The sequence below is a fragment of the Sorangium sp. So ce385 genome (assembly GCF_051474135.1).
Taxonomy (GTDB): Bacteria; Myxococcota_A; Polyangia; order Polyangiales; family Polyangiaceae; genus Sorangium; species Sorangium cellulosum_D.
The window spans coordinates 11,354,270-11,378,415 of the sequence record NZ_CP150337.1 but is presented as its reverse complement, the minus strand read 5'-3'; the positions used below and the strand labels follow the sequence as shown (position 1 = coordinate 11,378,415).

16 protein-coding genes are annotated in these 24,146 nt (G+C 71.3%); 7 read left to right on the top strand and 9 right to left on the bottom strand.

Features of this window, described 5'->3' with window-relative positions:
• Positions 1–133: 133 nt before the first annotated feature.
• A complete protein-coding gene (locus WME83_RS41640; protein WP_437315264.1) occupies positions 134–2,596 on the top strand; it encodes a PAS domain-containing protein in 2,463 nt (820 codons plus the stop codon).
• 51 nt (positions 2,597–2,647) lie between these two features.
• On the opposite strand, the gene WME83_RS41635 is transcribed toward WME83_RS41640, so the two are convergent.
• The 4 genes from WME83_RS41635 to WME83_RS41620 all read right to left on the bottom strand — a co-directional run bounded on the left by WME83_RS41635 (position 2,648) and on the right by WME83_RS41620 (position 7,875).
• Positions 2,648–3,835 (bottom strand): BON domain-containing protein, encoded by a 1,188-nt coding sequence (locus tag WME83_RS41635; RefSeq protein ID WP_437315263.1) that lies wholly within the window; start codon positions 3,833–3,835, stop codon positions 2,648–2,650.
• A 574-nt stretch (positions 3,836–4,409) separates the two neighbouring features.
• Entirely contained in the window at positions 4,410–5,345 is a 936-nt protein-coding gene (gene argF / locus WME83_RS41630; RefSeq protein WP_437315262.1) for an ornithine carbamoyltransferase, read from the bottom strand.
• Positions 5,346–5,579: 234 nt separating this feature from the next.
• The gene (gene rtcA, locus WME83_RS41625) at positions 5,580–6,599 is read right to left on the bottom strand and encodes an RNA 3'-terminal phosphate cyclase (RefSeq protein ID WP_437315261.1); all 1,020 of its coding nucleotides are present in this window, start codon (positions 6,597–6,599) and stop codon (positions 5,580–5,582) included.
• A gap of 49 nt (positions 6,600–6,648) precedes the next feature.
• A complete protein-coding gene (locus WME83_RS41620; RefSeq protein ID WP_437315260.1) occupies positions 6,649–7,875 on the bottom strand; it encodes an RtcB family protein in 1,227 nt (408 codons plus the stop codon).
• A 205-nt stretch (positions 7,876–8,080) separates the two neighbouring features.
• On the opposite strand from WME83_RS41620, the gene rtcR reads away from it, so the two are divergent.
• A complete protein-coding gene (rtcR, locus tag WME83_RS41615) occupies positions 8,081–9,709 on the top strand; it encodes an RNA repair transcriptional activator RtcR (RefSeq protein WP_437315259.1) in 1,629 nt (542 codons plus the stop codon).
• Positions 9,710–9,926: 217 nt separating this feature from the next.
• Here rtcR and WME83_RS41610 read toward each other — a convergent pair whose 3' ends face one another.
• From WME83_RS41610 to WME83_RS41600, 3 genes are read right to left on the bottom strand one after another with little or no spacing between them, the layout of a single operon-like run.
• The gene (locus tag WME83_RS41610; RefSeq protein ID WP_437315258.1) at positions 9,927–11,108 is read right to left on the bottom strand and encodes a TIR domain-containing protein; all 1,182 of its coding nucleotides are present in this window, start codon (positions 11,106–11,108) and stop codon (positions 9,927–9,929) included.
• On the bottom strand, positions 11,105–12,589 hold the full coding sequence (locus tag WME83_RS41605; RefSeq protein ID WP_437315257.1) for a hypothetical protein: 1,485 nt from the start codon (positions 12,587–12,589) through the stop codon (positions 11,105–11,107). The genes WME83_RS41610 and WME83_RS41605 overlap by 4 nt, the downstream gene beginning before the upstream one ends.
• 2 nt (positions 12,590–12,591) lie before the next feature.
• Positions 12,592–14,265 carry a tetratricopeptide repeat protein gene (locus WME83_RS41600; protein WP_437315256.1) on the bottom strand — a complete coding sequence of 558 codons (1,674 nt, stop codon included), beginning with the start codon at positions 14,263–14,265 and terminating at the stop codon, positions 12,592–12,594.
• 572 nt (positions 14,266–14,837) lie between these two features.
• Here WME83_RS41600 and WME83_RS41595 point away from each other — a divergent pair.
• From WME83_RS41595 to WME83_RS41575, 5 genes are all read left to right on the top strand, one after another.
• The gene (locus tag WME83_RS41595) at positions 14,838–15,905 is read left to right on the top strand and encodes a ChaN family lipoprotein (protein ID WP_437315255.1); all 1,068 of its coding nucleotides are present in this window, start codon (positions 14,838–14,840) and stop codon (positions 15,903–15,905) included.
• A gap of 419 nt (positions 15,906–16,324) precedes the next feature.
• Positions 16,325–17,128, top strand: a complete 804-nt coding sequence (locus WME83_RS41590; protein WP_437315254.1) for a hypothetical protein — start codon at positions 16,325–16,327, stop codon at positions 17,126–17,128.
• A gap of 339 nt (positions 17,129–17,467) precedes the next feature.
• A complete protein-coding gene (locus WME83_RS41585; protein ID WP_437315253.1) occupies positions 17,468–18,790 on the top strand; it encodes a GDSL-type esterase/lipase family protein in 1,323 nt (440 codons plus the stop codon).
• 268 nt (positions 18,791–19,058) lie between these two features.
• The gene (locus tag WME83_RS41580; RefSeq protein WP_437315252.1) at positions 19,059–19,652 is read left to right on the top strand and encodes a TIGR00725 family protein; all 594 of its coding nucleotides are present in this window, start codon (positions 19,059–19,061) and stop codon (positions 19,650–19,652) included.
• Positions 19,653–19,874: 222 nt separating this feature from the next.
• Complete coding sequence (locus tag WME83_RS41575; protein ID WP_437315251.1) at positions 19,875–21,668, top strand: serine/threonine protein kinase; 1,794 nt, start codon at positions 19,875–19,877, stop codon at positions 21,666–21,668.
• Positions 21,669–21,804: 136 nt separating this feature from the next.
• Here the strand turns inward: WME83_RS41575 and WME83_RS41570 are convergent, their stop codons facing one another.
• Entirely contained in the window at positions 21,805–22,584 is a 780-nt protein-coding gene (locus WME83_RS41570; protein ID WP_437315250.1) for a nucleotidyltransferase domain-containing protein, read from the bottom strand.
• On the bottom strand, positions 22,581–23,912 hold the full coding sequence (locus WME83_RS41565; protein WP_437315249.1) for a DNA polymerase beta superfamily protein: 1,332 nt from the start codon (positions 23,910–23,912) through the stop codon (positions 22,581–22,583). The genes WME83_RS41570 and WME83_RS41565 overlap by 4 nt, the downstream gene beginning before the upstream one ends.
• Positions 23,913–24,146: the final 234 nt, after the last annotated feature.

The window sequence follows — 24,146 nt, the reverse complement described above, 5'->3', positions numbered from 1 at the left end:
GGCTGCGCCGTGCGCCGAGCCTGCTCGGCTGGTCCGGTCAGGGATGCACATCCACCATTGGCGAGAGTTCCCGTATTCTCCGGCCGAGGCCCGTTCCTCCGTGGTTGATCTCGAGAGCAGATCTCGGTCGCAGGTGCGTGTGCTGACGGAGGTCGGCCGCGCGCTCGCGGCGGCGCGCTCCGCGCGCGAGATCCAGGAGACCGTCCTCTCGGCGGCGCGGCAGCTGAGCGGCGCCGGTAGGGCCGTCTTGATCCTGAACGACGACGAGGGGCGGCCGGTCGTCCGGTCCTCGCTGGGGCTCGACCCGGCGCTGGTCTCCGAGCTCCGCGGCCGCCCGCTGCCGAGCTTCGACGAGGGGGTCGCGCGCGCGCTGCACGGATCGGCCCATGTCGTCGCCGTCCCCTTGATCCTCCGCGACCGCATCTCCGGCGTGCTCGCGGTCGAGCGCTTCCGCCAGGCCTCGGACGAGGATGTCTGGCTGCTCGCGGCGCTCGCGGATCAGGCCGCGGTGGCGCTCGCCAGCGCGGACGGGCATGCGCCTCCCGTGCCCGAGGGCATTGGCGAGCGCGCTGGCGAGGCCGCCGCGGGCGAGCTCGACGCGCGCCTGGAGGTGGACGTGCAGCGCGAGCGCTATCGCCTCCTCGCGCGAGCGGTCAAGGACCCGATCTGGGACTGGGACATCCTGACGGACCGGGTCGAGCGCAACGAGACGTTTCATGAGGTCTTCCGCTACGCTCCCGAGCAGACGGCGCCCACGGGCGCCTGGTGGTTCACCCGCGTGCTGCCCGACGATCGCGATCGCGTGGCGCGCGGCTTCGAGGAGCTCCTCCGCGGCAGCGGCGACAGCTGGTCGGACCAGTACCGCGTCTACCGCGGCGACGGCTCCGTCGCCCACGTGTTCGATCGCGGGTCCGTGCTCCGCGACGCGCGCGGCGAGGCGATCCGCATGGTCGGCTTGACGGTCGACCTGAGCGAGCGGTTCCGGATCGAGAGCGCGCTCCAGGATCGAGAGGAACGGCTCCGGCTCGCCACGTGGGCGGCGGACGTGGGCACGTGGAGGATCGACCTCACCACCCTCTCCGACACGAGGGACGCGAGCCTCAACCGCATCCTCGGCCTGGAAGAGCGCGAGACGACGCAGGCGATGGACGACTGGCTGAGCCGCGTGCACCCGGAGGACCGCGACGCGGTGGTCGCGGCGCACCAGCGGACCCTCCGGGAACAGCACGTCTACGACACGATCCATCGCGTCGTCCGCCCCGACGGGGCGATCCGGTGGGTCCACGACCGCGGGCGGCTCATCCTCGATCGGGGCGGCTCCCCGCTGTTCTTGACGGGCGCCGTCGTCGACATCACCGAGCTGAAGCAGCTCGAGCGAGAGCGCGCGGACCTGCTCCGCCGCGAGCAGCAGGCGCTCGCCCAGTCGGAGAAGGATCGCCTCCGGGCCGAGGACGCGAACCGCATGAAGGACGAGTTCCTCGCGACGGTCTCTCACGAGCTGCGGACGCCGCTCACCGCGATCCTGGGCTGGGCGCGGCTGATCAAGGAGCGGGAGCTCGGCCCGGACCGCGTCAAGCAGGGGATGGCGGCGATCGAGCGGAACGCCCACGCGCAGGCGCAGATCGTCGACGACATCCTCACGGTCTCGCGGATCATCACCGGCAAGCTGCGGCTGAACACGGCCGCGGTCGACCTCGCGGCCGTCGTCGAGGCCGCCGTGGACACCCTCACGCCCACGGCGAGGGCGAAGGACATCGAGATCTGCGTCGAGCTCGACGACGCGCCCGGCGAGATGAGCGGCGACCCGGACCGCCTCCAGCAGGTCATGTGGAATCTGCTCTCCAACGCGGTCAAGTTCACCCCGAAGCGAGGTCGGGTGACGGTCCGGGTGGGCCGGAGCGACGCGCAGGTCGTGATCGCGGTCACCGACAACGGCAAGGGCATCGCGAGGTCGTTCCTGCCGTATGTCTTCGACCGCTTCCGCCAGGGCGACTCCTCGCCGACGAGGGCGCACGGCGGCCTCGGCCTGGGGCTCGCCATCGTCCGCCACCTCGTCGAGCTGCACGGGGGCACGGTGGACGCGGAGAGCCAGGGCGAGGGCCGCGGCGCCACGTTCACGGTGACGCTCCCCCTGAACGCGGCGCCCTCGATCGCGCGCGACGAGCCGCCGCCCGCGCCGTGGCGCGTCGCGCTCGACGAGGGGGAGCCGGCGCCGCTCGGCGGCCTCCACGTCCTCCTCGTCGACGACGAGCCGGACGCCCGCGAGATGATCGCGTTCCTGCTGGAGGGGGCGGGCGCGCAGGTCACCACCGCGGGCTCGATGGGCGAGGCCATGGGCGTCCTCGAGCGGCTGAGGCCCGATGTGCTGGTGAGCGACATCGGCATGCCGGGGGAGAGCGGCTACACGCTGATACGGCAGGTGCGCGTGGCGGGCCGGGAGGAGATCCGGGGGATCCCCGCGGTGGCCCTGACCGCCTATGCGCGGATCGAGGACCAGAGGCGGGCGCTCTCGGCCGGCTTCCAGAAGCACGTCGCGAAGCCGATCGACCCCGCCGGCCTGGTGAAGGTGGTCGCGGAGCTCGCCGGCCGGCCGTGAGCCGGCGAGGCCCTGCGGCGCTGGTCCTGCCGTCGCGGTTGCCGGGCGAGGTCAGCGATGGGCGACGTCGTTCGCCATGGGGCGAGACGCGCTCTGCTGCGCGCCCGTCGACGCCGTCGCGCCGGTCATGCCGGTCGTCGCGGTCGTCGCGGTCGTCGTCTCGGCGGCCCGCTTGACGCGGATCTGGTTGTGCACGTCCTCCACGCCGCGGACGTTCTCGGCGATCTGCTCGATGAGGCGCCTGTGGTGGCGCTCGCTCACCGTGCCCTCCAGCGTGACCTCGCTGTTCTGCACACGGACGGTGACCTCGCTGACATCGATATCGTCGCGATCCGAGAGCAGCTCGCAGACGTCCTCGCGGATGCGCTCGTCGGACCGCTTGTAGCCCTTGGGCCCGCGGCCGAGCGCGCTGCGCACGCGGTCTCCGATGTTGCTCAGCGCGCCGCTGACGTTCTGCATCGCGGAGCGGCCCGCGTCGCGGACCGTGCGCACGAAGTCCTGGCCGTACTCGCGGTCCTGCTCGCGGCCCCAGCCGCGGTTCTCGTCGCGGCCGTATCCGCCGCCGAAGCTGCGGCTCTCGTCGCCGCGGTAATCGCGGCCGTACCCGCCGAAGGTGCCCTCGTGCTCGCCGCGGTAGTCGCGGCCGTATCCGCCGCCGAAGCTCCTGTTGTAGTCGCCGCCGAAGCTCCTGTTGTAGTCGCCGCGGTAGTCGCGGCCGTACCCGCCGAAGGTGCCCTCGTGCTCGCCGCGGTAGTCGCGGCCGTATCCGCCGCCGAAGCTCCTGTTGTAGTCGCCGCCGAAGCTCCTGTTGTACTCGCCGCGGTGGTCGCGGCCGTACCCGCCGCCGAAGGTGCCCTCGTGCTCGCCGCGGTAGTCGCGGCCGTATCCGCCGCCGAAGTTGCGGTTGTAGTCGCGGTCGAAGCCGCGGTCGCGACCGGAGAAGCGGCCCTGGTCGTAGGTGTGCTCGCCGCCGTAGCCGCGCTGCATCGCGCGCCCGTAGTCGCGGTCCTGGTCGTAGCCCGAGGTGCGGTGCTCGTCACGCGACCAGCTGCGCTCCGGGAAGCTGCCCCGGGGCTGGCCGTAGCGCTCGTCCCAGCCGCCGCCCTGTCCCTGGCGCTCGTCCCACCTGCTGCCTTGTGCCTGGCGCTCGTCCCAGCTCCCGCTGCCCTGTCCGTAGCGCTCGTCCCAGCCGCGATCGTCTCGACCGTCATCCATGTCCCTGTCAAATCGATTTCGCATGGTGGTAACTCCTTCGTTGCGTTGTGAAACAACGTCCAATGTCGTTCGACCACGCGTCGCGACGCTGCTCACAGCGACCCTGGCACAGCTCATCGCGTGGACCACCACCGTGGAGCGCGTCGGCCCGAGTCGCAATCGGGGAGAACCCTTCGTTGTTCCCCGGGGCGATCCCGAAACGAGCGATGTGGTCTCAAGCACAGATGAGATCGCCCATCGCGGTTACATCGCGCGGTATCGGGTGAGACCACATGGCCGCTGCGAGATTGCCCACCAGAGTCCGGCGGCGTGTTCACCACGAACGAACTCGCCGCGTGCACGATCGAACCCATCGATCGAGCAGATCATTCCGCGCACATTGCCCGGCTGGGTGCGGCGCGTCGATCGCAGCAGCGCGTTGGAGCGTCGCGTCGGATGAGGCCGCGCAAGAGCTCGCCTGTCGGTGTACGTCGCTGGTAGGGCTGTCCCCGACTGCCTCGTGCGCCGGTGCCCCGCTCATGGCCGCGAGGAGAGGGCTGGAGGAGACTCCAGCTCTCTCTCCGCATGACGGCGGTCTGATTCCCGCCTGGTCCGCGCCTCAGGCCAGCTCGACGCCGAGCAGCCAGAGCATCAGCGCCTTCTGCACGTGCAGCCGGTTCTCGGCCTGGTCCCACACGCGCGAGCGCGGCCCTTCCAGCGTCTCGTCGTCGATCTCCTCGCCCCGGTGCGCCGGCAGGCAGTGGAGCACGATCGCGTGCTGCGCGGCCTTGCCCATCACCCCGGCGTCCACCGTCCAGCCGGCGAACGCGGCGCGGCGCCGCTCCGCCTCGCCCTCCTGGCCCATGCTCGCCCACACGTCGGTGTTCACCACGTCCGCCCCCGCCGCGCCCTCGCGCGGGTCGCTCACGAGGGTGACGTGGCCTGTCGCCCGCGCCCGCGCGACCTCGTCCGCGGGCGGCATGTACCCCTCGGGCCCGGCGAGCACGAGGTGGAAGTCGAAGAGCGGCGCCGCCTCGAGCCACGAGCGCGCCATGTTGCTCGAGCAGTCGCCGAGGAACGCGATGCGCCGGCCGGCGATGCCGGTCCTGTCCCCGCCCGCCGCGAGCGCCTCCTCGATCGTGAAGATGTCGCTGAGCACCTGCACCGGGTGCCCGTCGTCCGAGAGCGCGTTGATCACCGGCACGCTCGCCTCTGCCATCTCGAGCAGGCGCGCGGTCGACGACGTGCGGAACGCGATCGCGTCGCAGTACCGGGCGAGCACGCGGGCCGTGTCGCGGATCGGCTCGCCGCGCGCGAGCTGGCTCCCCTGGGTGCTCAGCACGACCGGCTGGGCGCCGAGCTGCGCGATCCCGACCTCGAACGACACGCGCGTGCGCGTGCTCGCCTTCTCCAGCACGACCGCGATCGACCTGCCGGCGAGCAGCGTCGCGCGCCGCCCCTTCGGCTCCTCCTTCAGGCGCGCGGCGAGCCTGAGCACGCGGTGCGCCTCGGCCAGGGTCATGTCCGTGATCTTGAGGTAGTCGCGCTTCGCCATTGTCTCGCCTTCCGCGTCGCTGCCGCCCTGGGCGCGCGCCCTCCCGCCGCGGAGGAGCCCGCGACGAGCGCGCCGTACGCCCGCCGTGATGTGGCACGACCGGGACGCCGCCGTCAATCGCGCCCGGAGGAGCCGAGCAGCTTTATGGCTGTCTGCTGGTGAGTCCCGAGCACGCGCCTCGATGCGGCGTACCTCGCTGCGGCGGCCGATGTCGTCTGTCGAGCGGCCCGGCGCTCAACGCCCGATCTCGAGTTGCCACGCATGCTCGGAGAGCTGCTCCACCGACGCGCGGATCCCGAGGAGATCTCGCAGCAGATCGAGGTGGGTCGTCGTGTGCGACGACGGGCGGACGGTCCGGAAGGCGCCGCGCCCCGCGAGGGCGATGGGCAAGAGCAGCTGATCGGCCAGGTGCTCGCCCACCGGCACGCCCGCCGCGAGGTAATCGCGCGCCTCCTCGGCGGCCTTCGCGGCGACCGACTCCGCGCGAACGCCCTTCTCGCCGAACCCGGTGAAGACCTCGGTCACGTGCTCGCTCTCGACGGCGATCGTGATCACGTTGCCCGGGCCGTGGCCGCCCGTCAGCACGCTCGGCTTGAAGCAGGCCGGCTCCCAGCCGAGCACCGCCGCCGCCGCGTCGAGCTCGCGCATCGCGACGGAGCTCGGGAGGTTCGACACCGTCGCCACCGCCCTCCGGCCGCGGATCTCCCCGCGCGAGAGCAGCTCGAGCGGCGCGAGCGCGGGCGAGGGCGCGATCGAGACGCGGGCGAGGCCGCCGCCCGCGGGATAGAAGCCGGGCGTCACCAGCGTGGCGGTGACGTCCGGCCCCATCCGCCGCACGAGCGGCAGGTAGGCGAGGTCCAGGAAGTCGAACGGCGGCGCCATGGGGTTGTGCGTGCCGCCCTCGAGCGTGAGCGTCGACGGCGCGGGCGCGCGGAGCAGCGCCGGCAGGACGGTCTGCAGCACGAGCGTCGTGCTCCCCGCGCTGCCCACGCGGAACGTGTGCTCGCCGGGCACGATCGCCGTCGGCCGGAAGACGATCTCCTGCGAGCCGAGCGCGGCGCCCGACACCTCGGCGCGGCCGACCTGGGCGGCGGCCTGGACCGAGGTGAGGTGCTGCCGCATCAGCCCCGGGCGCGCGCGGCCCTTGCGGATCGAGGTGATCCGGACGGGCGTCTGCGTGATCAGCGAGAGGCAGAGCGTCGTGCGGAGGATCTGGCCCCCTCCCTCTCCGACGGATCCATCGATGGTCAGCATGGCAGTCGACTCTCCCTGGACCAGCGATACCACGACTCCGGGCCGCGGCTCACCCCTTCACGCACACGACCTGCCGCAGCGTGTGCACGATCTCGACGAGCTCCCGCTGCGCCCGCATCACGTCGTCGATCGGCTTGTACGCCGCCGGCGTCTCGTCGATCACGGCCTCGTCCTTGCGGCACTCGACGCCGGCGGTCGCGGCCTCGTGCTCGGCGACGGTGACGCGGCGGCGCGCCTCGGTCCGCGACATGACGCGGCCGGCGCCGTGGCTCGAGCTGCAGAAGCTCTCCGGGTTGCCGAGCCCGCGGACGATGAACGAGCGCGCGCCCATGCTGCCCGGGATGATCCCGAGATCGCCCGCTTGCGCGCGCACGGCGCCCTTGCGCGTCACGAGGACGTCCTTCCCGTAGTGGTGCTCTCGCGCCACGTAGTTGTGGTGGCAGTTCACCGCCTCGACGGCCGCGTCGAAGGGCGGCAGCTCGCCCGACGCGCGGAGCGCGCCCACCACCTGCGCCATCATCAGCTCCCGGTTCACGGCCGCGAAGTCCTGCGCCCACGACACCGCCTGCATGTAGTCGTGGTAGTGCCTCGTCCCCTCGGGCAGGTAGGCGAGGTTCGCGTCGGGCAGGTTCACGAAGAAGCGCCTCATCTCCTGCTTGGCGAGCTCGATGAAGTAGCTCCCGACGCGGTTGCCGACCCCGCGCGAGCCGCTGTGCAGCATCACCCAGACGCGGTCGTCCTCGTCGAGGCAGAGCTCGATGAAGTGGTTGCCGGTCCCGAGCGTGCCGAGGTGCTCGATGGCCGAGCCGCGCCCGAGGCGCGGGTGCTTCTCGACGATCTGCCGGTACCGCGGCTCGAGCGCGGCCCACGCCTCGATCTGGGCGAGCGGGGGCGAGCGCCACGCGCCGCGGTCGTTCTTCCCGCCGTTGTCGGTGCGGCCGTGCGGCACCGCCTCCTCGATGGCGGTCCGGAGCCCGCGCAGCGCGTCCGGCAGGTCCGACGCGCGGAGGCTCGTGCGCGCCGCCATCATCCCGCAGCCGATGTCGACGCCGACGGCCGCCGGGATGACCGCGCCGTGCGTCGCGACGACGCTCCCCACCGTCGCGCCGATGCCCTGGTGGGCGTCGGGCATCACGGCGATCCACTTGTGGATGAACGGCAGCGCGGCGAGGTTCTTGAGCTGCGCCTCGGCGGCGGGCTCGAACGGCACGCCGACGGTCCACGCCTTGATGGGCACGCCCGAGTCCGTGGGGATGACGTTGTAGCTTCGCTCCATGGCAGGATCTCCTCGAAGGGGGCGAGCCGTCCGGCGCGCGCCCCGGGGTTCGGTGAGCTCGGGTCACGCCTGGGTCGTTCGGTTCCGGCGTTCCCGCTCTCCGCTCCCCGCGTATCGCACGGCGCGTGCCACCCGGAATCCCGGCGATCGCAGGGCGCTGGCCGCGGCGCTTATCTGGATGTATAAAGCGTCTAGAGAACTTTCTATGACGCGCAAACCCACGGTGGTCCTCGGCATGCTCGGCCCGACGCTGGACACCGGCAAGACGCCGGAGCGCTGGTCGCGGTGGCGTCCGAGCGTGGCGCTCTGCCAGCACGAGGACCTGATCGTCGACCGGTTCGAGCTCTTGTACCAGCGCCGGTTCGACGGCCTGGCGGAGACGGTGATGGGCGATGTGCGGCACGTCTCGCCGGAGACGGACATCCGCGGTCACGTGCTCGAGCTGGACGACCCGTGGGACTTCGAGGCGGTGTACGGCGCGCTGCACGACTTCGCGCGGGCGTACCCGTTCGCGCCGGACCGGGAGGAGTACCTCATCCACATCACGACGGGCACGCACGTCGCGCAGATCTGCCTGTTTCTGCTCACGGAGTCGCGGTATTTGCCCGGCCGGCTCATCCAGACGTCGCCGCCGAAGCGCGACCGGGCGGAGCTCGCGGCCGGGTCGTTCACGATCATCGATCTCGACCTCTCGAAGTACGACCGCATCGCCTCGCGCTTCCAGAAGGAGCAGCGCGAGGGGGTGTCGTTCTTGAAGAGCGGTATCGAGACGCGCAACGCGGGGTACAACCGGCTGATCGAGCGGATCGAGCACGTGGCGATCGCGTCGCGCGCGCCGATCTTGCTCATGGGCCCGACGGGGGCGGGCAAATCGCAGCTCGCGCGGAAGATTTACGATCTCAAGAGGGGCCGCCGGCAGGTGAGCGGCGACTTCGTGGATCTGAACTGCGCGACGATCCGCGGCGACGGGGCGATGTCGGCGCTGTTCGGGCACACGAAGGGCTCGTTCACGGGCGCGCTCAAGGACCGCCCGGGCCTGCTCCGCAAGGCGCACGAGGGGGTGCTGTTCCTCGACGAGATCGGCGAGCTCGGCGCGGACGAGCAGGCGATGCTGCTGCGCGCGATCGAGGAGAAGGCGTTCTTGCCGGTCGGCTCCGACCGCGAGGTGCGGAGCGAGTTCCAGCTCCTGGCGGGCACGAACCGCGATCTGTCGCTGGAGGTCGCGGCGGGGCGCTTCCGGGAGGATCTCCTGGCGCGGATCAACCTGTGGACCTTCCGGCTGCCGGGGCTCCGGGAGCGGGTCGAGGACATCGAGCCGAACCTCGATTACGAGCTCGACGCGTCGGCGCGGCTGCTCGGCGTGCGGATCACGATGAGCCGCGACGCGCGCGAGCGGTTCCTCCGGTTCGCGACGTCGCGGGAGGCGCTGTGGCCCGGCAACTTCCGCGACTTCAACGCGGCCGTGACGCGGATGTCGACGCTCGCGCCCGGGGGGCGCATCGGGCTGCCGATCGTGGAGGAGGAGATCGCGCGGCTGGCCGAGGCGTGGCGGCGGGCGCCGGCGGCTGGGGGCGCGGGAGCGGGGGAGGGCGGGGAGGACCTCTTGGTCGCGGCGCTCGGCGCGCGGCGGGCGGCGGCGCTCGATCCGTTCGACCGGGTGCAGCTCGCGGAGGTGCTGCGGGTATTGAAGAGCGCGCGGTCGCTGTCGGAGGCGGGGCGGGTGCTGTTCGCGGCGTCGCGGGCGAAGAAGAAGAGCGTCAACGACGCGGATCGACTGCGGAAGTACCTGGCGCGGTTCGAGATCGACTGGAGCGAGGTGGCCAGGGGAGGATAGGACGGGAGAGGACGACAAGGTGGTGCCTTCGCGCTGGCGATGGCCGTTGCGCGGTGGTGGGCTCCGCGCACGCGAGCGATGGCGGTCGCGGTCCCCGAAGTCGAACCGCTACGTTGAGCGGCGGCAGGCAATTCAACCGTTGCCCCCTCTGTACGCCGCGCCGTGGCTCTTTCGTTTCCAGGTCCGCTCGCGAGCAGGTGGCGACGGCCGTCAACCGTCAGTGGACGTTGCCGATGTCGATGGTGGCGCCATCGCCAGCCTTCACATCGCCGGTCCTTACCCTCACGCCGCTCGTGGCTGGCATCTCAGCCTGGGTGATGTTGCCCACGCGCGCGCCGGCATGAGCACCCAACGTCACAGCGCCGGTCTCGACATCGATCGTCCCGTCCTTGCGGTTACCAACTGCGACGCGGCCGCCATCGCCGACGACGAGATCTCCCGTCTGGACGATGGATACTCCAGGCGTCGGCGCGGACGCGCCGGCCGACGCCGGAGACCCGGCCACGGACGGAGCGGGCGAGGGGCGCGAAGGCATCGAAAGATGCTCGCCCCTGGCCTCACGAGGAGCCGGCGGTACGAGACGAGGAGCCGGCGGCACTAGCTCTACAGAGGACGGATCGGAGCGCCCCTCGCTCGAGCGAGGAGGGGCAAGGTCGGCGACAGAGCCCGCGGCTGGCTTCACCGGCATGCTGGTCGCCGGAATGAGCGTCGTAGGTTGAGCGTGCCGTGCGTCGATCATTACCACTGCAACGCTGCCAGCCGCCACGAGCCCCGTCGCGACGAGCATGCGCGCGCGCGGAGCTCGTGTCACGGGCACGCGCGATCCGGCGAGCGCGTCGCCCCGCTTGCCCGCGACGTCATCCATGGCAGCTCCGGTGAGCTTGTCGACCGCCTTGCGGAGCTCGATCGCTACATCCCGTATGGCCTCCTCGGGATCTTCGTGCTGCGAGACGGGTCGACCGTCGTTCGGGAGCAGCCTGATATCTCCGAAGGGCGACGACGTCAGGTCACAGGGCCGCACAAGCACCGGAATCACCTCAACTTCGCCCCGTCGCTGCCGCTCCAGGGAGATCTCGACCTCGCCACCACCAGCGCACTTTGCATGGAGGAAATCGGCGCTGACCAGGAGCAGCACGATCCGCGCCGACCGAAGATTCTCCTTCACTTCGGGCTGCACGCTCGCTCCGCCCGCCACCCGCCCTTCGTGAAACAGCCGAATCCTGCCGTCGCGCTCGAGCGCGGTGAGGTGCCTTTCGAGACGCTCTCGCACTCCCTCGTCTTCGCGCGCGCACGACAGGAAGACAATCACCGACTCAACTCGGGGGAGCTCGTCTCGTCTGCGCTGTACCCCATCGTTCATGCAGGCTCCGTCAATCGCGTGATCAGCGTCACGGTTCATCGATTTCGCGTCGTTGCGTCATCCGCCGGCGCCGCCGCGCGAAGTTGCACCGCGTCGTCTCTGGATCCGCCGCCGATCGGTCTGCGAGAGGCATCGACGGATTCTCTCTCAGGCGCGCTCGACGCACCATCGCGAGGAAATACCCAGTACTCGACGATCGAGTAGCTGCGCGGACGTCCTTCCTCTACCGGTCGCGGAGCGATGCCGATGCCGACGCGTACTGCACCCGTATCGATCTGCTCTGCGCGCACGGATGGCCGGAGCAGCTGCGTCCGGACATAGTCGTGCAGCACCTCGAAGCGCGCCTGGGTTTGCCAGAACTGCCCCAGGGAAATGCCCATCTTGTCCAGCTTCAGGTCCAGCGCCGCGTCAGGGGGAATCAGCTGAACAGCGTTAGCGTCTAGCTCCGCGCGTGTCGCCGCCAGTGTTGCGATTTCGGCATCCCACGTGATCACGGGACGACCCAGCAATCGTCGCTGCGCGTTGTATCTCTCCAGCAACTGTTCGATCCGCGGAGCGCCATCTGGAACACGTTCGCTCTCCTTGGGCATGAACACATCGGGCTCGGGTGCCTTCGCGGATCCTACATGAGTCGGGAACATCAAAATCCCCTGCTGCCAATGCATTCCTTCGCGCTCCGATCCGTGCTCGACATCGGCGACAAGCTCGACGAAGTAGGTGCCATAGGTGCTTGGCAATCGGTGCGCGAGCTCCCAACCCCCGTCGGGGTTCTCGCTCAGCTCTCGTTTGATGGTCCGGTCGCCATCTGCCTGGATGTACGCTATCGGAGAGCGGAGTCGCTCGTTCAGGCGCAGCTTCAGGGACAACGTGTCACCAGGAGCATAACTTCGCCTCACGCGTGCCTGGCTCTCGACGAGCCGCTCATCGGATACGACCACCTGAACGTGCCACTGGCCTCGACGGCGACGCGAAAGACCATACGAGAATCGTCGGTCGTAGTGCGTCAATGGGCCTGCAAGACGCCGCAGTAGAGAGTCGAGGAGGACGCTCGTGCATCGTCCTATGCAAGGGCGGATGTTGAAGTGGAAGTCTGGCGACATCGCGCCGCAGCGCCATGCTATCCATTGTTGTAATAGCTTTGAAGGCGCTGTCTCATCTTCTGGATAGTTCTCGGCGATGACAGAGGCGACACAGTCAAGCGCCGGATCCCCCTTGGCGAGGGCACGCGTCGCCTTCGGCAGCGCGTCCAGGAGAGTTCTCCGAAGGTCATCGCCCGGCGCGAACGCCTGCATCAGCGCTGCTTCAGGGGCATAGACGTCTGGTGCTTCCTCCACCAGGCTCCTCGCTCCGGAGCCGAGCGAGCGCCCCGGGACGATGCTCGCTGTACATCCAAGCGTCCATGACAGCATGCCCAGGACGACGATCGCTCGCCAGGATGGTTTCAGGGGACCCGCCTGCCGTATCCCCCACGGGTCGCCTCGAAAAACCTTCGCCAGCTCTTGTTCGATGCGCCGAAGCATTGTCACTCCGTCTGCTTGCAATCCAATGACTTGAGGATTTCGTCGAGTCTGAATATGTCGAGATCGGACAGCTGTGATGCCCAGTAGCTGCGGGCGCTCCGGTACCACTTCTCGGCTAGGACGGCGTCGCCTGCGTCACAACAGGCTGCGCCGATGCGTTCGTCGACATGTGCCATGCTCTCGTGATCATGGAGCGCTTCATAGATTCGGCGCGCTTCTTGCAGCTTTTCAATCGCCTGAGCGTGCTCGTGCTCGTGCGCGAGCAGCTCGGCGATGCGCGATGCGTCCCGCGCCACGAACGGGTGCTCTCCGAGCGCCCGCTTGTCGATCTTGTAGGCGTCGAGGAGCAGCTGGCGCGCGGTCGCGCTGTCATCGCGGGCTAGCGCGAGCGAACCGAGGTTGTAGAGCCTGATGGCCACGTTCGGATGATCTTGCCCGAGCATTTCCCTGTCGATGTTCAGTGCTTCGTTGAGCTTCGACGCCGCGTCGTCGTACCGTGCGCTGGTCAGGTCGAGGACGCCCATGTTGTTGAGCACGACCGCGACCCGGGGGTGTTGCCGGCCGTGGGCTGCGACGAGGGTCGCAAGCGCCTCGTTGAACATGATTTCTGCGTCTCGCGATCTTCCCATGACGCCCAGCGTGAACGCTCTGTTGTTCAGCCGGAGCGCATAGAGCGGATCGCTTCTCCCGACGAGCTCCTCTGTTATCTCGAGTGCTTTGCTCAAGTCAGAGAGCGCGCGTTCGTGCTGGCCGACGGAAGTGCGCGCGTAGCCCCTGGCGTTGAGCAGCGCGGCACGCAGAGCCTTGTCTGCGTCGGGTGTGTTGGACAGGGCGCGATCGAAGAACTTCATCGATCGTTGATACATCGCCAGGTGCAGATAGGCGCTCCCGATGGCGAGATCTATCGTCTCTGGGTATATGTCGGGCAATATCCGCTCCGCGGATCGCTCGAAGTGTCGAGCTGCGAGCCAGTATTCCTTGCGCGCATAGTGGTGGAGACCGGCGGCGAACTCGACCACCCCGCGCAGGCCGCCGTCCTGCGTAGTCAGTAGATTGAGATCGGCGAGGCTCGCGAGATCGATTCGCTCGTCCGCGCTGCCGAAGTCCAGCTCGGAGCGACGAAGGGTCGCCGTGATGAGCAGGTGGAGCGTCTTCGCGGCGTTCGCGTCGATGTTCCCGACCCGGACGGTGCTGTTGGCGCCGACCTGGATGGTCCCGGTTCGTACATCGCTGTTGATGGTGACCGGCACCGGGATGTCTCTGATGAGGCGCCCCCAGAGCACCACGTGCGCGCCCGTGTCCGCTGCCGCGTTGATCGCGGCCCTCGCGTCAGCTATCACGCACGGTAGCTGCCGCACCTCGATCCCCGGCTTGGGCGAGACCGCTTGGTATCGCGTTCGGTTCGGCCTGGGGTCAGCAGCAAATCGACTCAGCTGCAGCGCCAGCTGTTGACTCGCCTCCGCGGCGATCGGCGCGTCGTCGACCTTCAGCACGCTGAGATCGGCGACGAGCACGCGGGTCGCGTCGAGCCGGGTGAACGGCGCGACGCGGAGCTTCGACCCGGCGCATTTCGGCCGAGCGGCGGTCGGCGCTGACGTGGACACGCACGCGGCGGAGTGCACGAGGGCCGCTGCCAGCGCCGCGGCTGACAGGAGTTTCCTGGTCACATGCGTCATGCTGCGTCGCCCTCCGATCCCCAAGCAGGTCTCGGGTTCTTCAGCGCCTCGCACGCCAATCCGCTCCGCGCTGATCGTCGTGAGAGCTGACGATCTTCGATCGCAAGGCCAGAGCCGTCAAGCGCTTCGTCCGAGCGAGCCCGCGAGGCGCCGAGAGGCTCTTCGGCGACTGCTCCCTCCGGGGGGCCGCGCGGTCTGCGGCGAAGGCGGCGTCCTCGATGGGCGGATACGTGATTGCTAGCCGCTCGCCACCGACCTCGATGCGCTCGTGGCCGAGGCGCATCGCGGCGACCAGGAAGCCATTTCGCTGAACCCGTCCCCGCGCCGCGGATGTCCGGGACGTGCGCGAGCGCCCCCCTCGAGGAGCGCCGGGCGGCTGACTTCCGCGACGTCGACGCGGCCGTGACGCCGATGGCGACGTTCGCGAGCGGGGACCCGCCGGGCTGCCGATCGAGAAGCAGGAGATCTGCGGCCTGGCGCGGTTCGAGATCGACTGGAGCGAGGTGGTGGCGGAGGGCGGGTAGGGGAAGCGCGCGATCGAGCTGCTACGCTGCGCGGCCACCGGAACGACCATGCCGACAACGAAGCCGATGTGCTCGCTCGACGCCGCCCCACGCTTTCCGCTGCCGCGCGCGCGCCGTCTCGCCGGCGTCGCTTGCGCGGCGATGCTGCTCGCCTGTTCGCCCTCGCCGCCCGCGCGCGCTCCGGCCGCGCCGAGCGGCGGCGCTGCGCCCGCGAAGGCGCCGCCGGGCGGCGCGGAGCCGTGGCGGTCGGCGCTCGATCGCGAGCACGCGCTCGTCGGCAAGCTGTGGGACGTGAAGGCGGGCGCGTTCGTCGATGTCGCGGCGCTCTCGCCGCGGCTCGCCGCCGTGCGGTTCGTGCTGCTCGGCGAGCGGCACGACAACCCGGACCACCACCGGCTCCAGGCGCGCGTGCTGGAGCAGGTGGCGGCAGGAGGGCGGCGCCCGCGGGTGGTGTTCGAGATGCTGGAGTCGCAGCAGCAGCCGGCGATCGCGGGCTACACGTCGACGCGGCGAGACCCCGCCGGCTTCGGCGCGTGGATCGGCTGGGAGAGGACGAGCTGGCCGCCGTATTCGGAGTACCTGCCGATCTTCGACGTCGCCTTTCGCTTCGGGTTGCCGATCGTGGGCGGCAACGTGGCGCAGGACGAGGCGCGCGCGCTCGCGCGGCAAGGCCTTCAGGGCATCTCGCCCGAGCGGGCGACGGAGCTGCGGCTCGAGCAGCCGCTCCCGGCCGCCGAGCAGGCGTCGCTGGAGCAGGAGCTCCGCGACTCGCACTGCGGGCACCTGCCCGAGCGGCTGATCCCGACGATGGCGCTCGCGCAACGCGCGCGCGACGCGCAGCTGGCGCAGGCCATGACCCGCGCGGAGGCCGGCGGCGCCGTGCTGATCGCCGGCGCGGGGCACGCGCGGCGCGACCGCGGCGTGCCGTACTGGCTATCGCGCGAGGCGCCCGGAGCGGAGGTGCTGAGCCTGGCGTTCCTGCAGGTGCAGCGCGGCGTGCAGGAGCCGGCCCGATACGCCGCGCAGTTCTCGACGGCGACGCTGCCGTTCGATTTCGTGTGGTTCACGCCGCGCGTGTCGGACGGGGACCCGTGCGCCGCCTTCCGGGCGCGCTGAGGGCGCGGGCGGGCTGACGGCGCCTCTGGCCGCGACCGAACCTCGCCCCAGGAGGGCTGCGCGCCGGCAGCCGTAGATCCGTGCAGCCTCCGGCTGGCGACGGCCCGCCCGCCCATCCCACGCCCCGGCCCGCCGGGCACGCGGCGCGTGTCCCCGCGCGGCATCGAGGTGTGGCTGCAAGCCCAGGGCCGTGCGCCGCAGCGCACCGGAAGGCTCACGGCGTGACCGATCCACGAGGGTGCCCGGAATTGACTGGGTGGGACGCGGCTGCTCGGCCCGTGCGGGAGCCATTGCATGAGCCAGGCACGTCGCTTGAACAACCACCATGATCCCAACTGCCCGAGAGTCTACCGATGCCCTCGATTGCCCACGAAGCTCTGATAGAGCTGTTCAAAAACCGGCCGACGCTCGCTGCCGAGATGCTGCAAAGCGCGCTCGGCCAGCGGATCCCCACCTTCCAGGAAGCGCGCGTCGAGTCCTCGGATCTGACCGAGATCGTTCCCTCGGACCGCCGTGCAGATCTCGTCGTCGTGCTCGTGGGGGCGCAGCAGCGGCCCGCGCTGGGGATCGTCGTCGAGGTCCAGCTCGGCGTGGATCCGAACAAGCCCTACGTGTGGCCGGTGTACATGACGCAGACACGAGCCCAGCATCGCTGCCCGACCCGGCTGCTGGTCGTGACGACCGATCCTGCGATGGTGAGGTGGTGCTCGCGGCCCATCCACACGGGCCATCCTGGCTGGACGCTGAGGCCGCTCGTGCTCGGGCCTGAGGGCGTCCCGGTCGTCACCGACGCCGAGCAGGCCAAGGCCGCGCCCGAGGTGGTCGTGCTCTCGGCGATGGCGCACGGGCAGAGCGGGGCGGGGGAGGCGATCGGCGTGGCGTTCCTGGCGGCGGCTGCCGGGCTCGACGAGGAGCGCCGCGCTGTCTACGGAGATCTGGTGCTATCCTCGATGAACGAGGCGGCGAGGCGGACGTTGGAGGCGATGATGAAGAGCGGATACGTGTTCCAGAGTGAATTCGCGCGCAGCTACGTGGCGAAGGGAAAGATCGAGGCCAAGGCGCAGGCCGTGCTCGCCGTGTTGGAGTCCCGCGGCGTCGATGTCCCCGCGGAGGTGCGAGAGCGCGTGCTCGCGAGCACCGATCTGACCGAGCTGGACCGGTGGATCCGCCGGGCCGCGGTCGTCGGTGACGCCAGGGAGCTACTCGTCACGACCGGCGCCTGAGCGCGCGCCGCAGGCCTCCGCCAGCTGCCGGGTCGTTCGGCTCCGGCGCCCGAGGGGATTGCGCTGCAAGCTCGCTTACCGCCCGCTCCACGGTTCTCCCGCCACTTCGCGCACATCGCCGCCGCGCCACCCGCGTCAACCTCGCGACGATCGTTGTTTTTGTAGGTTTACCGCTACAGTAGACAACCGCGCCCCCGCAGGCGCCGATCAAGGTCGCCGGCCACTGTCTCACAACCGGCGATGCTTTACCGGTTCATCTTTGTGATGCGAGAGGTCGACTCCGCTGTTGATCGTCGCGCCACGATGCCCCAGAGTGCCCGGCCCTGGAGGTCAGCTTCGATGGCTTTACGTTCATTCCAACGGTCAGCCTTCCTGGTTCTTGCGCTTGGGACGGCCGCGCTCCTGCCGGCCTGCTCGGACGATGACGGCGGCGCGTCCGCGAGCTCCGGGGGGACGGGGGGCGCGTCCGCGAGCTCCGGCAGCTCGGGGAGCTCCTCCGCCCAGGGAAGCGGCGGCGCTGGAGGCGGCACCGGCGGCTCCGGGAGCACCGGCGGCGGCGGCAGCGGCGACGGCGGCAGCGGCGGCGACGGCGGCAGCGGCGGCGACGGTCCCGCCGCGTCGGGGATCACGCCCAACCCCATCATCTCGCGCGGCAAGCCCGCCTTCGCCTCGAGGGGGACGGCGTCGGTCATCAACGACGGCAAGTACAGGTCGGCGGGGACCTGGATCGCGGGCAAGCCCGCCGCAGGCGCGCCGGCCTGGATCGCCATCCAGGTCGGCGACGGGTACGAGCGGCTGCTCCTGAGCTGGACGGCCTCGTACAACTACAACTACACGGACGTGCAATACGGGGCGCCGGGCGCCTACCGCGTGGAGACGTCGAGCGACTCCACGAACGGCTCGGACGGGACCTGGAAGAGCGTCGCCGAGGTGACCGACAACCCCGTCCGCACGCGCGCTCACAGCTTCGATTTCAGCGGCCAGAGCTGGGTCCGGCTCGTCGTGACCGCGGCCCCCGCGACGTCCGACGACACCGGCGTCCAGCTCGACGAGATCGACGTGCACGACGTCTCGAACGGCGCGGAGGACACGTGGTTCTTCCTCGGCGACAGCATCACGGCGTTCGCCTACGACCGCGACACGCCGGCCACGCAGCCGAGCTTCGCGGAGAACGTGCACGCAGCGCACGAGTCCAACTACCCCGCGATGATCAACGGCGGAATCGGGGGCGAGCTCACGAGGAGCACGGACCGCCCCAGCGCGCTCGATCGCATCGATGACGTCCTGGAGATGAACCCCGATTACCACTTCTTCGCCATCGGCTACGGCACCAACGATTCGTGGGACCAGACCGACCCGAGCACCTTCAAGTCGAACCTGCAGGAGCTCATCGACAAGATCCAGGGGGCTGGCCGCGTCCCGGTGCTCGCGCGCATCCCGTTCTCGCCCGACGGCCACCACGACGCGCTCGGCGCGTTCAACCAGGCGATCGACGAGCTCACGGCCGAAAACGCCCTCACTCCAGGGCCGGATCTGTATGCGTGGTTCGAGGACCACCCCGAGCAGCTGACCGATAAGGTGCACCCGGATCCCGCCGGGCGCGTCGCCATGAACAAGCTCTGGGCCGAGGCCGTCGACGGCCTCTACTCCGGCCAGCAGTAAGCAGGGCGCGTCACCGCGCGACGTAGCGCGCGCCGACGCGAGGCGACACGCCAGCTCATCGGTCGGCTCAAGCGACGCGGCAGGCGGCGGGCCCGCGGCGGTCGGGGCCCCGGCGCCGCGAGGGTGCGGCCGCCGGGCGCGGCGAAGGCGGCCGGCGCGCCGAGGCGAGCGATCTTGCCACGCTGCGCGGGAAGCGACAGGATGCGCCTCGCGACCGGGCCGAGCGCCACGTGACGCGTCGTCCCTCGGGCGCCGGAGCGGAGCCGTGATGGACGACGATCGGGAAGAGGAGGACACGAAGCGGGACATCGCTCCCTACGTGCCGCGCCGCCCCGTGATGGCGGTGATCGGCAACGGCCTTTCGCTGGACGCGGCGACCGAGGCCGTGTGCATCGAGCTCGGCCGCCGCGCCGTCGAGGCGGGGTTCCGGCTGGTGACCGGCGGGCTCGGGGGCGTGATGGCCGCCGTCTCGCGCGGCGGGCGCGAGGCGACGACCTGGCGCGACGGCGACATCGTGGGGCTCCTGCCCGGGTACGAGGCGTCCGCGGCCAACCCGTACGTGGACATCGTCATCCCGACCGGCATGCAGATCGGGCGCAACATCCTGGTCGTCGCGGCGGCAGACGTCGTCGTGGTGGTCGGCGGGGGCGCGGGCACGCTGAGCGAGATCGCCGTCGCCTGGCAGCTCGGCAAGCCGATGCTCGCGCTCGCGACGAGCGGCGGCTGGGCGAGGCAGCTCGCCGGAGGGCGCGTGGACGACCGGCGCTCGGATCGCATCGGGTCGGTCGCGACCGCGGAAGAGGCGGTCGCGACGGCGTGGGACATCGCGGGCCGCGGCCGCGCCGGCGGCGGCCGGGTCTGAGCCACGTCCGCGGGAGCGCGCGCCGAGCGCAGGTGGCGACAAGCACCCTGGCGGCAGCGCGCATGGGGTGATCTCCCTGGAGCGCGGGGCGGGCGTGTCACGCGATGGAGGGAACGGGCCGCGATCCGCGAGCGTCGATGAGCGGAGAGGGCCAGTGACGCCGGGCCAGCCGGCGTGGCGGTCGAGCCGGCCGCGAGGCGGCCCGTGCTAGGCTCCGCGCCGATGTCGGAAGCGGAAGAGGAAGAGAATCGGCGGCTGAGAGCCCGCGTCGGGACGACCCTCCGCGGCAAATGGCGGCTCGACGCGCTGATCGGGGCGGGCGGGATGGCGGCCGTCTACGCGGCCACCCATCACGTGGGGCACCGCGTGGCCATCAAGATCCTGCACCCGGAGGGCGCCGTGTCCCGCGAGCTCCGCGCCCGCTTCGAGCAGGAGGCGCTCGCCGCAACGCGCCTCGGCCACCCGGCCGCGGTGCAGGTCCTCGACATCGACGTGACCGAGCAGGGAGAGCCGTTCCTGGTGATGGAGCTGCTCGACGGCGAGAGCCTGCGCGAGCGCGCGTTGCGGCTCGGCAGCGTCCCGTTGCCCGAGATCCTCGCCCACGTGGACGCGCTGCTCGAGGTCCTCCGGGCCGCGCACGACGCCGGGATCGTCCATCGGGACATCAAGCCGGACAACCTCTTCGTGACGCGCGACGGACGGCTCAAGGTGCTCGATTTCGGGATCGCGCGCATGAAGCAGGGCGGCGCCGGCCTGAAGACGCGGACGGGCGCGGTGCTGGGCACGACGAGCTACATGGCGCCGGAGCAGATCCTGGGGAGGGACGTGGACGGGCGGGCCGACCTCTACGCGGTGGGCGCGACGATGTTCACGCTGCTCGCGAACCGGCGGCTCCACGACGCGGACGGGCTCACCGAGGGAGAGCTCCTCATCAAGATGAGCACGACGCCCGCGCCGCCGCTCTCGACCGTGGCGCCGGGCGTGGATCCGCGGGTCGCGCGGGTCGTGGACCGCGCGCTCGCCTTCCAGGTCGAGCGGCGCTACCCGAACGCGCAAACGATGCTCGCCGACGTGCGCGCCGTGCGCCGGGGCGAGGAGCCCCCCTTCGCGACGGCGGGGGCGGCCGAGGGCGACGCGCGCACGCGCGCCCACGGCCGGGGCATGCCGGGCGGACCGCCGGCGGGGGCGCCGCTGCCCGGCGCGATCCCGCCGGCCATGGCGGCGCCGGCCGCGCCCATGGCCGCGCCGGCCGTCTCGCCGGCCCTGCCGGCTGCGGCGCTGCCGGGTCAGCCGCCGGCGGGGGCGCGCGCCGCGCCAGGGCCGCGCGCGCCGGCGGCGCCGCCGCAGCTCGCCGTCGTGGTCGGGGCGGCGGTGCTCCTCTTCTGCGTCGGCCTCGGGGCAGCGCTGCTGCTCTTGCGCTCGCGCAACCAGGGCGCCGGCGACGCTCCCGGCAGCGGCGCGCCGACGTCGGTGTCCCTCCAGGAGATCCCCCGCGCCGCGAGCTCCCTGGCGCGCGCGACCGACCCCGGCGGCTGCCAGCCGGGCGTGCCCTGCACCTGCGCGCCCGGCACGCCGGGAAACGTGCCGAAGAGCTGCGAGCTCACCTGCGGCGACGCGCCCGGCTGCAGGCCGAGCTGCTCCGAGCGCGACGTCTGCGAGAGCCGCTGCGCCGGCAACTGCTGGTCCTCCTGCGATCACAGCAAGGCGTGCGACACGCGGTGTGCGGATGCCTGCGCCGTCGACTGCCGTCATGTCGAGACGTGCCAGGCGACCTGCGGCGCGGGGTGCTCGTATACCTGCGAGAACGCGGGCAAGTGCGTCCCCGTCGTCGGAGACGGGAGCGTGGTGAGGTGCAATCAGGTCGGACTGTGCGAGGTGACCTGCACGGGGTCGTGCGCGGTGTCGTGCACCGCTACCGGACGAGGGTGCCCGATCACGTGCCAGGGGCAGGGGCCGGCGAAGCGGTGCAGCGACGGCCGGATGGCGTGCGGGGACGGCTGCTCGCTGCCGCGGTGAGGCGTGGACAGCGCGTGGGGCTGCTACGTCCCGGTGATCATCGCGCCCGTCGCCTCGACCCGTCCTCGATCTCGATGTCGAGGCGACGCACCGAGCGCACCTCTGCATGTGCACCGCTTCAAGCTCCCTCTGCGCCTCAGAGCCGCGCCTTGCGCAGCGCGAGCAGCCAGTCGTCGAGGTCGCCCTGGTTGCGCGGCTCCTCCGGCAGCACGGCGCGATCGTGGGCTGCCTCCAGGGTCGTGAAGGCCCGGGAGATCTGCTCTGCCCACCGGCCGGCGGCCTCGGCGGAGAGCTCCGACTTCTCGCCGGCCCGCTTGGCCTCGATCAGCTCGCGCGCGGCGCTGAAGCCGTAGAGATCGAGCAGCGCGGTCACGTCGGTGACGATCTCGCCTGTCAGGAGCGCGTGGGCGCCGGTCAGCGTGGTCCGGAGGACGTAGAGCAGCTTCTTCGCCGACGTGCGGCCCCCCGCCTCCCAGGCGCGGAGCTGGCTCGTGGCGAAGCCGACGTAATGGCGGAAGATCCGCCGTGAGAGGGCCTCGGCGACGAGCGGGCGGAGCGAGGCGAGATCCGGATCGACGTGGAGCTGGAGGGGGCCGAGGATCCGCTCGATGTAGTTGCCGTTGCCCTGGAGCACGCCGAGGAGCACGGGGTGGATCTCGTTCGACGTGTAGTCGATCTCGACCCCGTCGATGACCTCCATGCGCGCGGGGCTCGCGCCGCTGCGGAGCAGGCCGAGCAGCCGCGCGGTCGGCTCGACGTGCACCGCCTTGAGGTCGACATCGCTGTCCGGGGAGGGAAAGCCGTACGCGTGCGCGCCGCTCAGGGCGATGACGAGGTGCGGCCGCTTCGCCTCCTCTTCGGCGATGACGCGCGCCACGACCTCCTGCTGATGTGCTTCGAGCACCTGCGTGTTCATGCCTCGTCCTTTCTCTCGTCGCCGCCGCCGTCGCCCTCGACGTCGTCGCTGGCGCCGCGCGCGAGGCCGGCGCCCCCGTCGTCCCAGACGGCGACGGGCGCGGGGGGAGCGTCCTTGCCGAGCGGGCCCGGCGCCGCGGCCAGGTGGCGCCTCGCGACTTCCTCGCGGACGCGCCGGAGGAGCGCGTCGGCGCGGGGCACGTCGGGGTGCGGCGGCAGCTTCGTCGCGAGCCGCGCGGCCTCCAGCTCGGGCGTCATCGCCTCGGCGAGCTCGATCGTCCGGTCGAGCGGCCAGGCGCCGGCCTTGATGGCGAGGAGCGTCTCGCGCAGCTCGCCCTGCACGGCCAGGTCGACCTCGCCGTCGCGCAGCCAGCGGATGGCGGTCGCGATGAGGCGCACGAGGTTGTAGGCGTTCTTGGGGCGGAGATCGCGGGACAGGTCGAGCGAGGTGCGGCCCTCGCGGGCGAAGCCGGCGAGCGAGGCGAAGTCGCGCGCGGGCAGGAGGCCCTGGTCGTGGAGCGAGCGGTAGAGCTGCTTGATGTGCTCCTTCGCCTGGAGCTCGCGGTCGGCCTCGGTCGGCGCGGCGCGCGGGCTGATGGCGGCGAGCTTCCGGGCGACGTCGTCGAGCGCCAGCGACGGGTCGTCCGCGAGCCAGTCGAGCACGCGCTCCCGGTGCTCGGCGAGCCGGTGCGCCTGCGAGAGCCGCTTGAGCTGCGAGAGCGCGTAGCGGCCGAAGCTGCCGTAGATGGCCGACGACACGAACGCGGTGCGCGCTTCGAGGATCCACGCGCCGATCTCGTCGCGCGCCTCTGCGGTGCGGACGAAGAGCAGCTCGAGGGTGTTCGGATCGGCGCGCAGGGCCTGCCGGATGGCCTTCTCGACCTCCCAGTACGAGGCGCTGCCGTCGGCGCTCACGAGGTCCCGCGGCGGCTCGGCGAGGCCGGTGGTCCAGGGGAAGGGGAGGGCGAAGACGCCGCGCCGGTCGGTGTCGGACCCCTCGTGCGCGAGCCCCCACGCGCGCGAGCCCACGACGGCCTCGAGGACGACGGCGGGCCGGAGCGCGTCCCAGGCGGCGCTGCGCCGCTCCGCGTGCCGCACCTGTCCGGCCTTGCGCGGGACGAGCTCGTCGCGGCGGTAGCGGACGACGCCGACGCCGACGACCATCACGTCGAGCTCCGCGCCCGCCGAGGCGACGACGCGCCCGACGGCGCCCTGCGGGACGCGGCGCTCGCCGAGGAGGCGGTCGACGCGGGTGGTCACCTCGGTGCCGTGGGGCAGGGGGACCGCAAGCGGATCGAGGTGGGTGAGGCCGCGCAGGCGGAGCTCCATGAGACGACGCTACCATGCGGGGGGCGTGGCCGAGCGGGCGGTAGGGGGCGGCTTCCCGCGCTCCGCGGAGGCCGCCCGAAAGGGATTGTGCGACCTGCGACCCGACCCAGGTTGGGGCGACCTGCGACCCGAACCAGGTTGAGGCGACCCCGACCTGCGACCGACCCAGGTTGGGGCGACCCCGACCTGCGACCGACCCAGGTTGGGGCGACCCGACCCAGGTTGGGCGACCCG

What these genes read in the sequence shown, in the direction of transcription:
- WME83_RS41585 (WP_437315253.1), top strand. Translation starts at nt 17,468, where the DNA reads ATGGCTTTACGTTCATTCCAACGGTCAGCCTTCCTGGTTCTTGCGCTT.
- WME83_RS41580 (WP_437315252.1), top strand. Translation starts at nt 19,059, where the DNA reads ATGGACGACGATCGGGAAGAGGAGGACACGAAGCGGGACATCGCTCCC.
- WME83_RS41565 (WP_437315249.1), bottom strand. Translation starts at nt 23,912, where the DNA reads ATGGAGCTCCGCCTGCGCGGCCTCACCCACCTCGATCCGCTTGCGGTC.
- WME83_RS41610 (WP_437315258.1), bottom strand. Translation starts at nt 11,108, where the DNA reads ATGAACCGTGACGCTGATCACGCGATTGACGGAGCCTGCATGAACGAT.
- rtcR (WP_437315259.1), top strand. Translation starts at nt 8,081, where the DNA reads ATGACGCGCAAACCCACGGTGGTCCTCGGCATGCTCGGCCCGACGCTG.
- WME83_RS41600 (WP_437315256.1), bottom strand. Translation starts at nt 14,265, where the DNA reads ATGACGCATGTGACCAGGAAACTCCTGTCAGCCGCGGCGCTGGCAGCG.
- WME83_RS41590 (WP_437315254.1), top strand. Translation starts at nt 16,325, where the DNA reads ATGCTGCAAAGCGCGCTCGGCCAGCGGATCCCCACCTTCCAGGAAGCG.
- argF (WP_437315262.1), bottom strand. Translation starts at nt 5,345, where the DNA reads ATGGCGAAGCGCGACTACCTCAAGATCACGGACATGACCCTGGCCGAG.
- WME83_RS41570 (WP_437315250.1), bottom strand. Translation starts at nt 22,584, where the DNA reads ATGAACACGCAGGTGCTCGAAGCACATCAGCAGGAGGTCGTGGCGCGC.
- WME83_RS41635 (WP_437315263.1), bottom strand. Translation starts at nt 3,835, where the DNA reads ATGCGAAATCGATTTGACAGGGACATGGATGACGGTCGAGACGATCGC.
- WME83_RS41605 (WP_437315257.1), bottom strand. Translation starts at nt 12,589, where the DNA reads ATGCTTCGGCGCATCGAACAAGAGCTGGCGAAGGTTTTTCGAGGCGAC.
- WME83_RS41620 (WP_437315260.1), bottom strand. Translation starts at nt 7,875, where the DNA reads ATGGAGCGAAGCTACAACGTCATCCCCACGGACTCGGGCGTGCCCATC.
- WME83_RS41575 (WP_437315251.1), top strand. Translation starts at nt 19,875, where the DNA reads ATGTCGGAAGCGGAAGAGGAAGAGAATCGGCGGCTGAGAGCCCGCGTC.
- WME83_RS41595 (WP_437315255.1), top strand. Translation starts at nt 14,838, where the DNA reads ATGCCGACAACGAAGCCGATGTGCTCGCTCGACGCCGCCCCACGCTTT.
- rtcA (WP_437315261.1), bottom strand. Translation starts at nt 6,599, where the DNA reads ATGCTGACCATCGATGGATCCGTCGGAGAGGGAGGGGGCCAGATCCTC.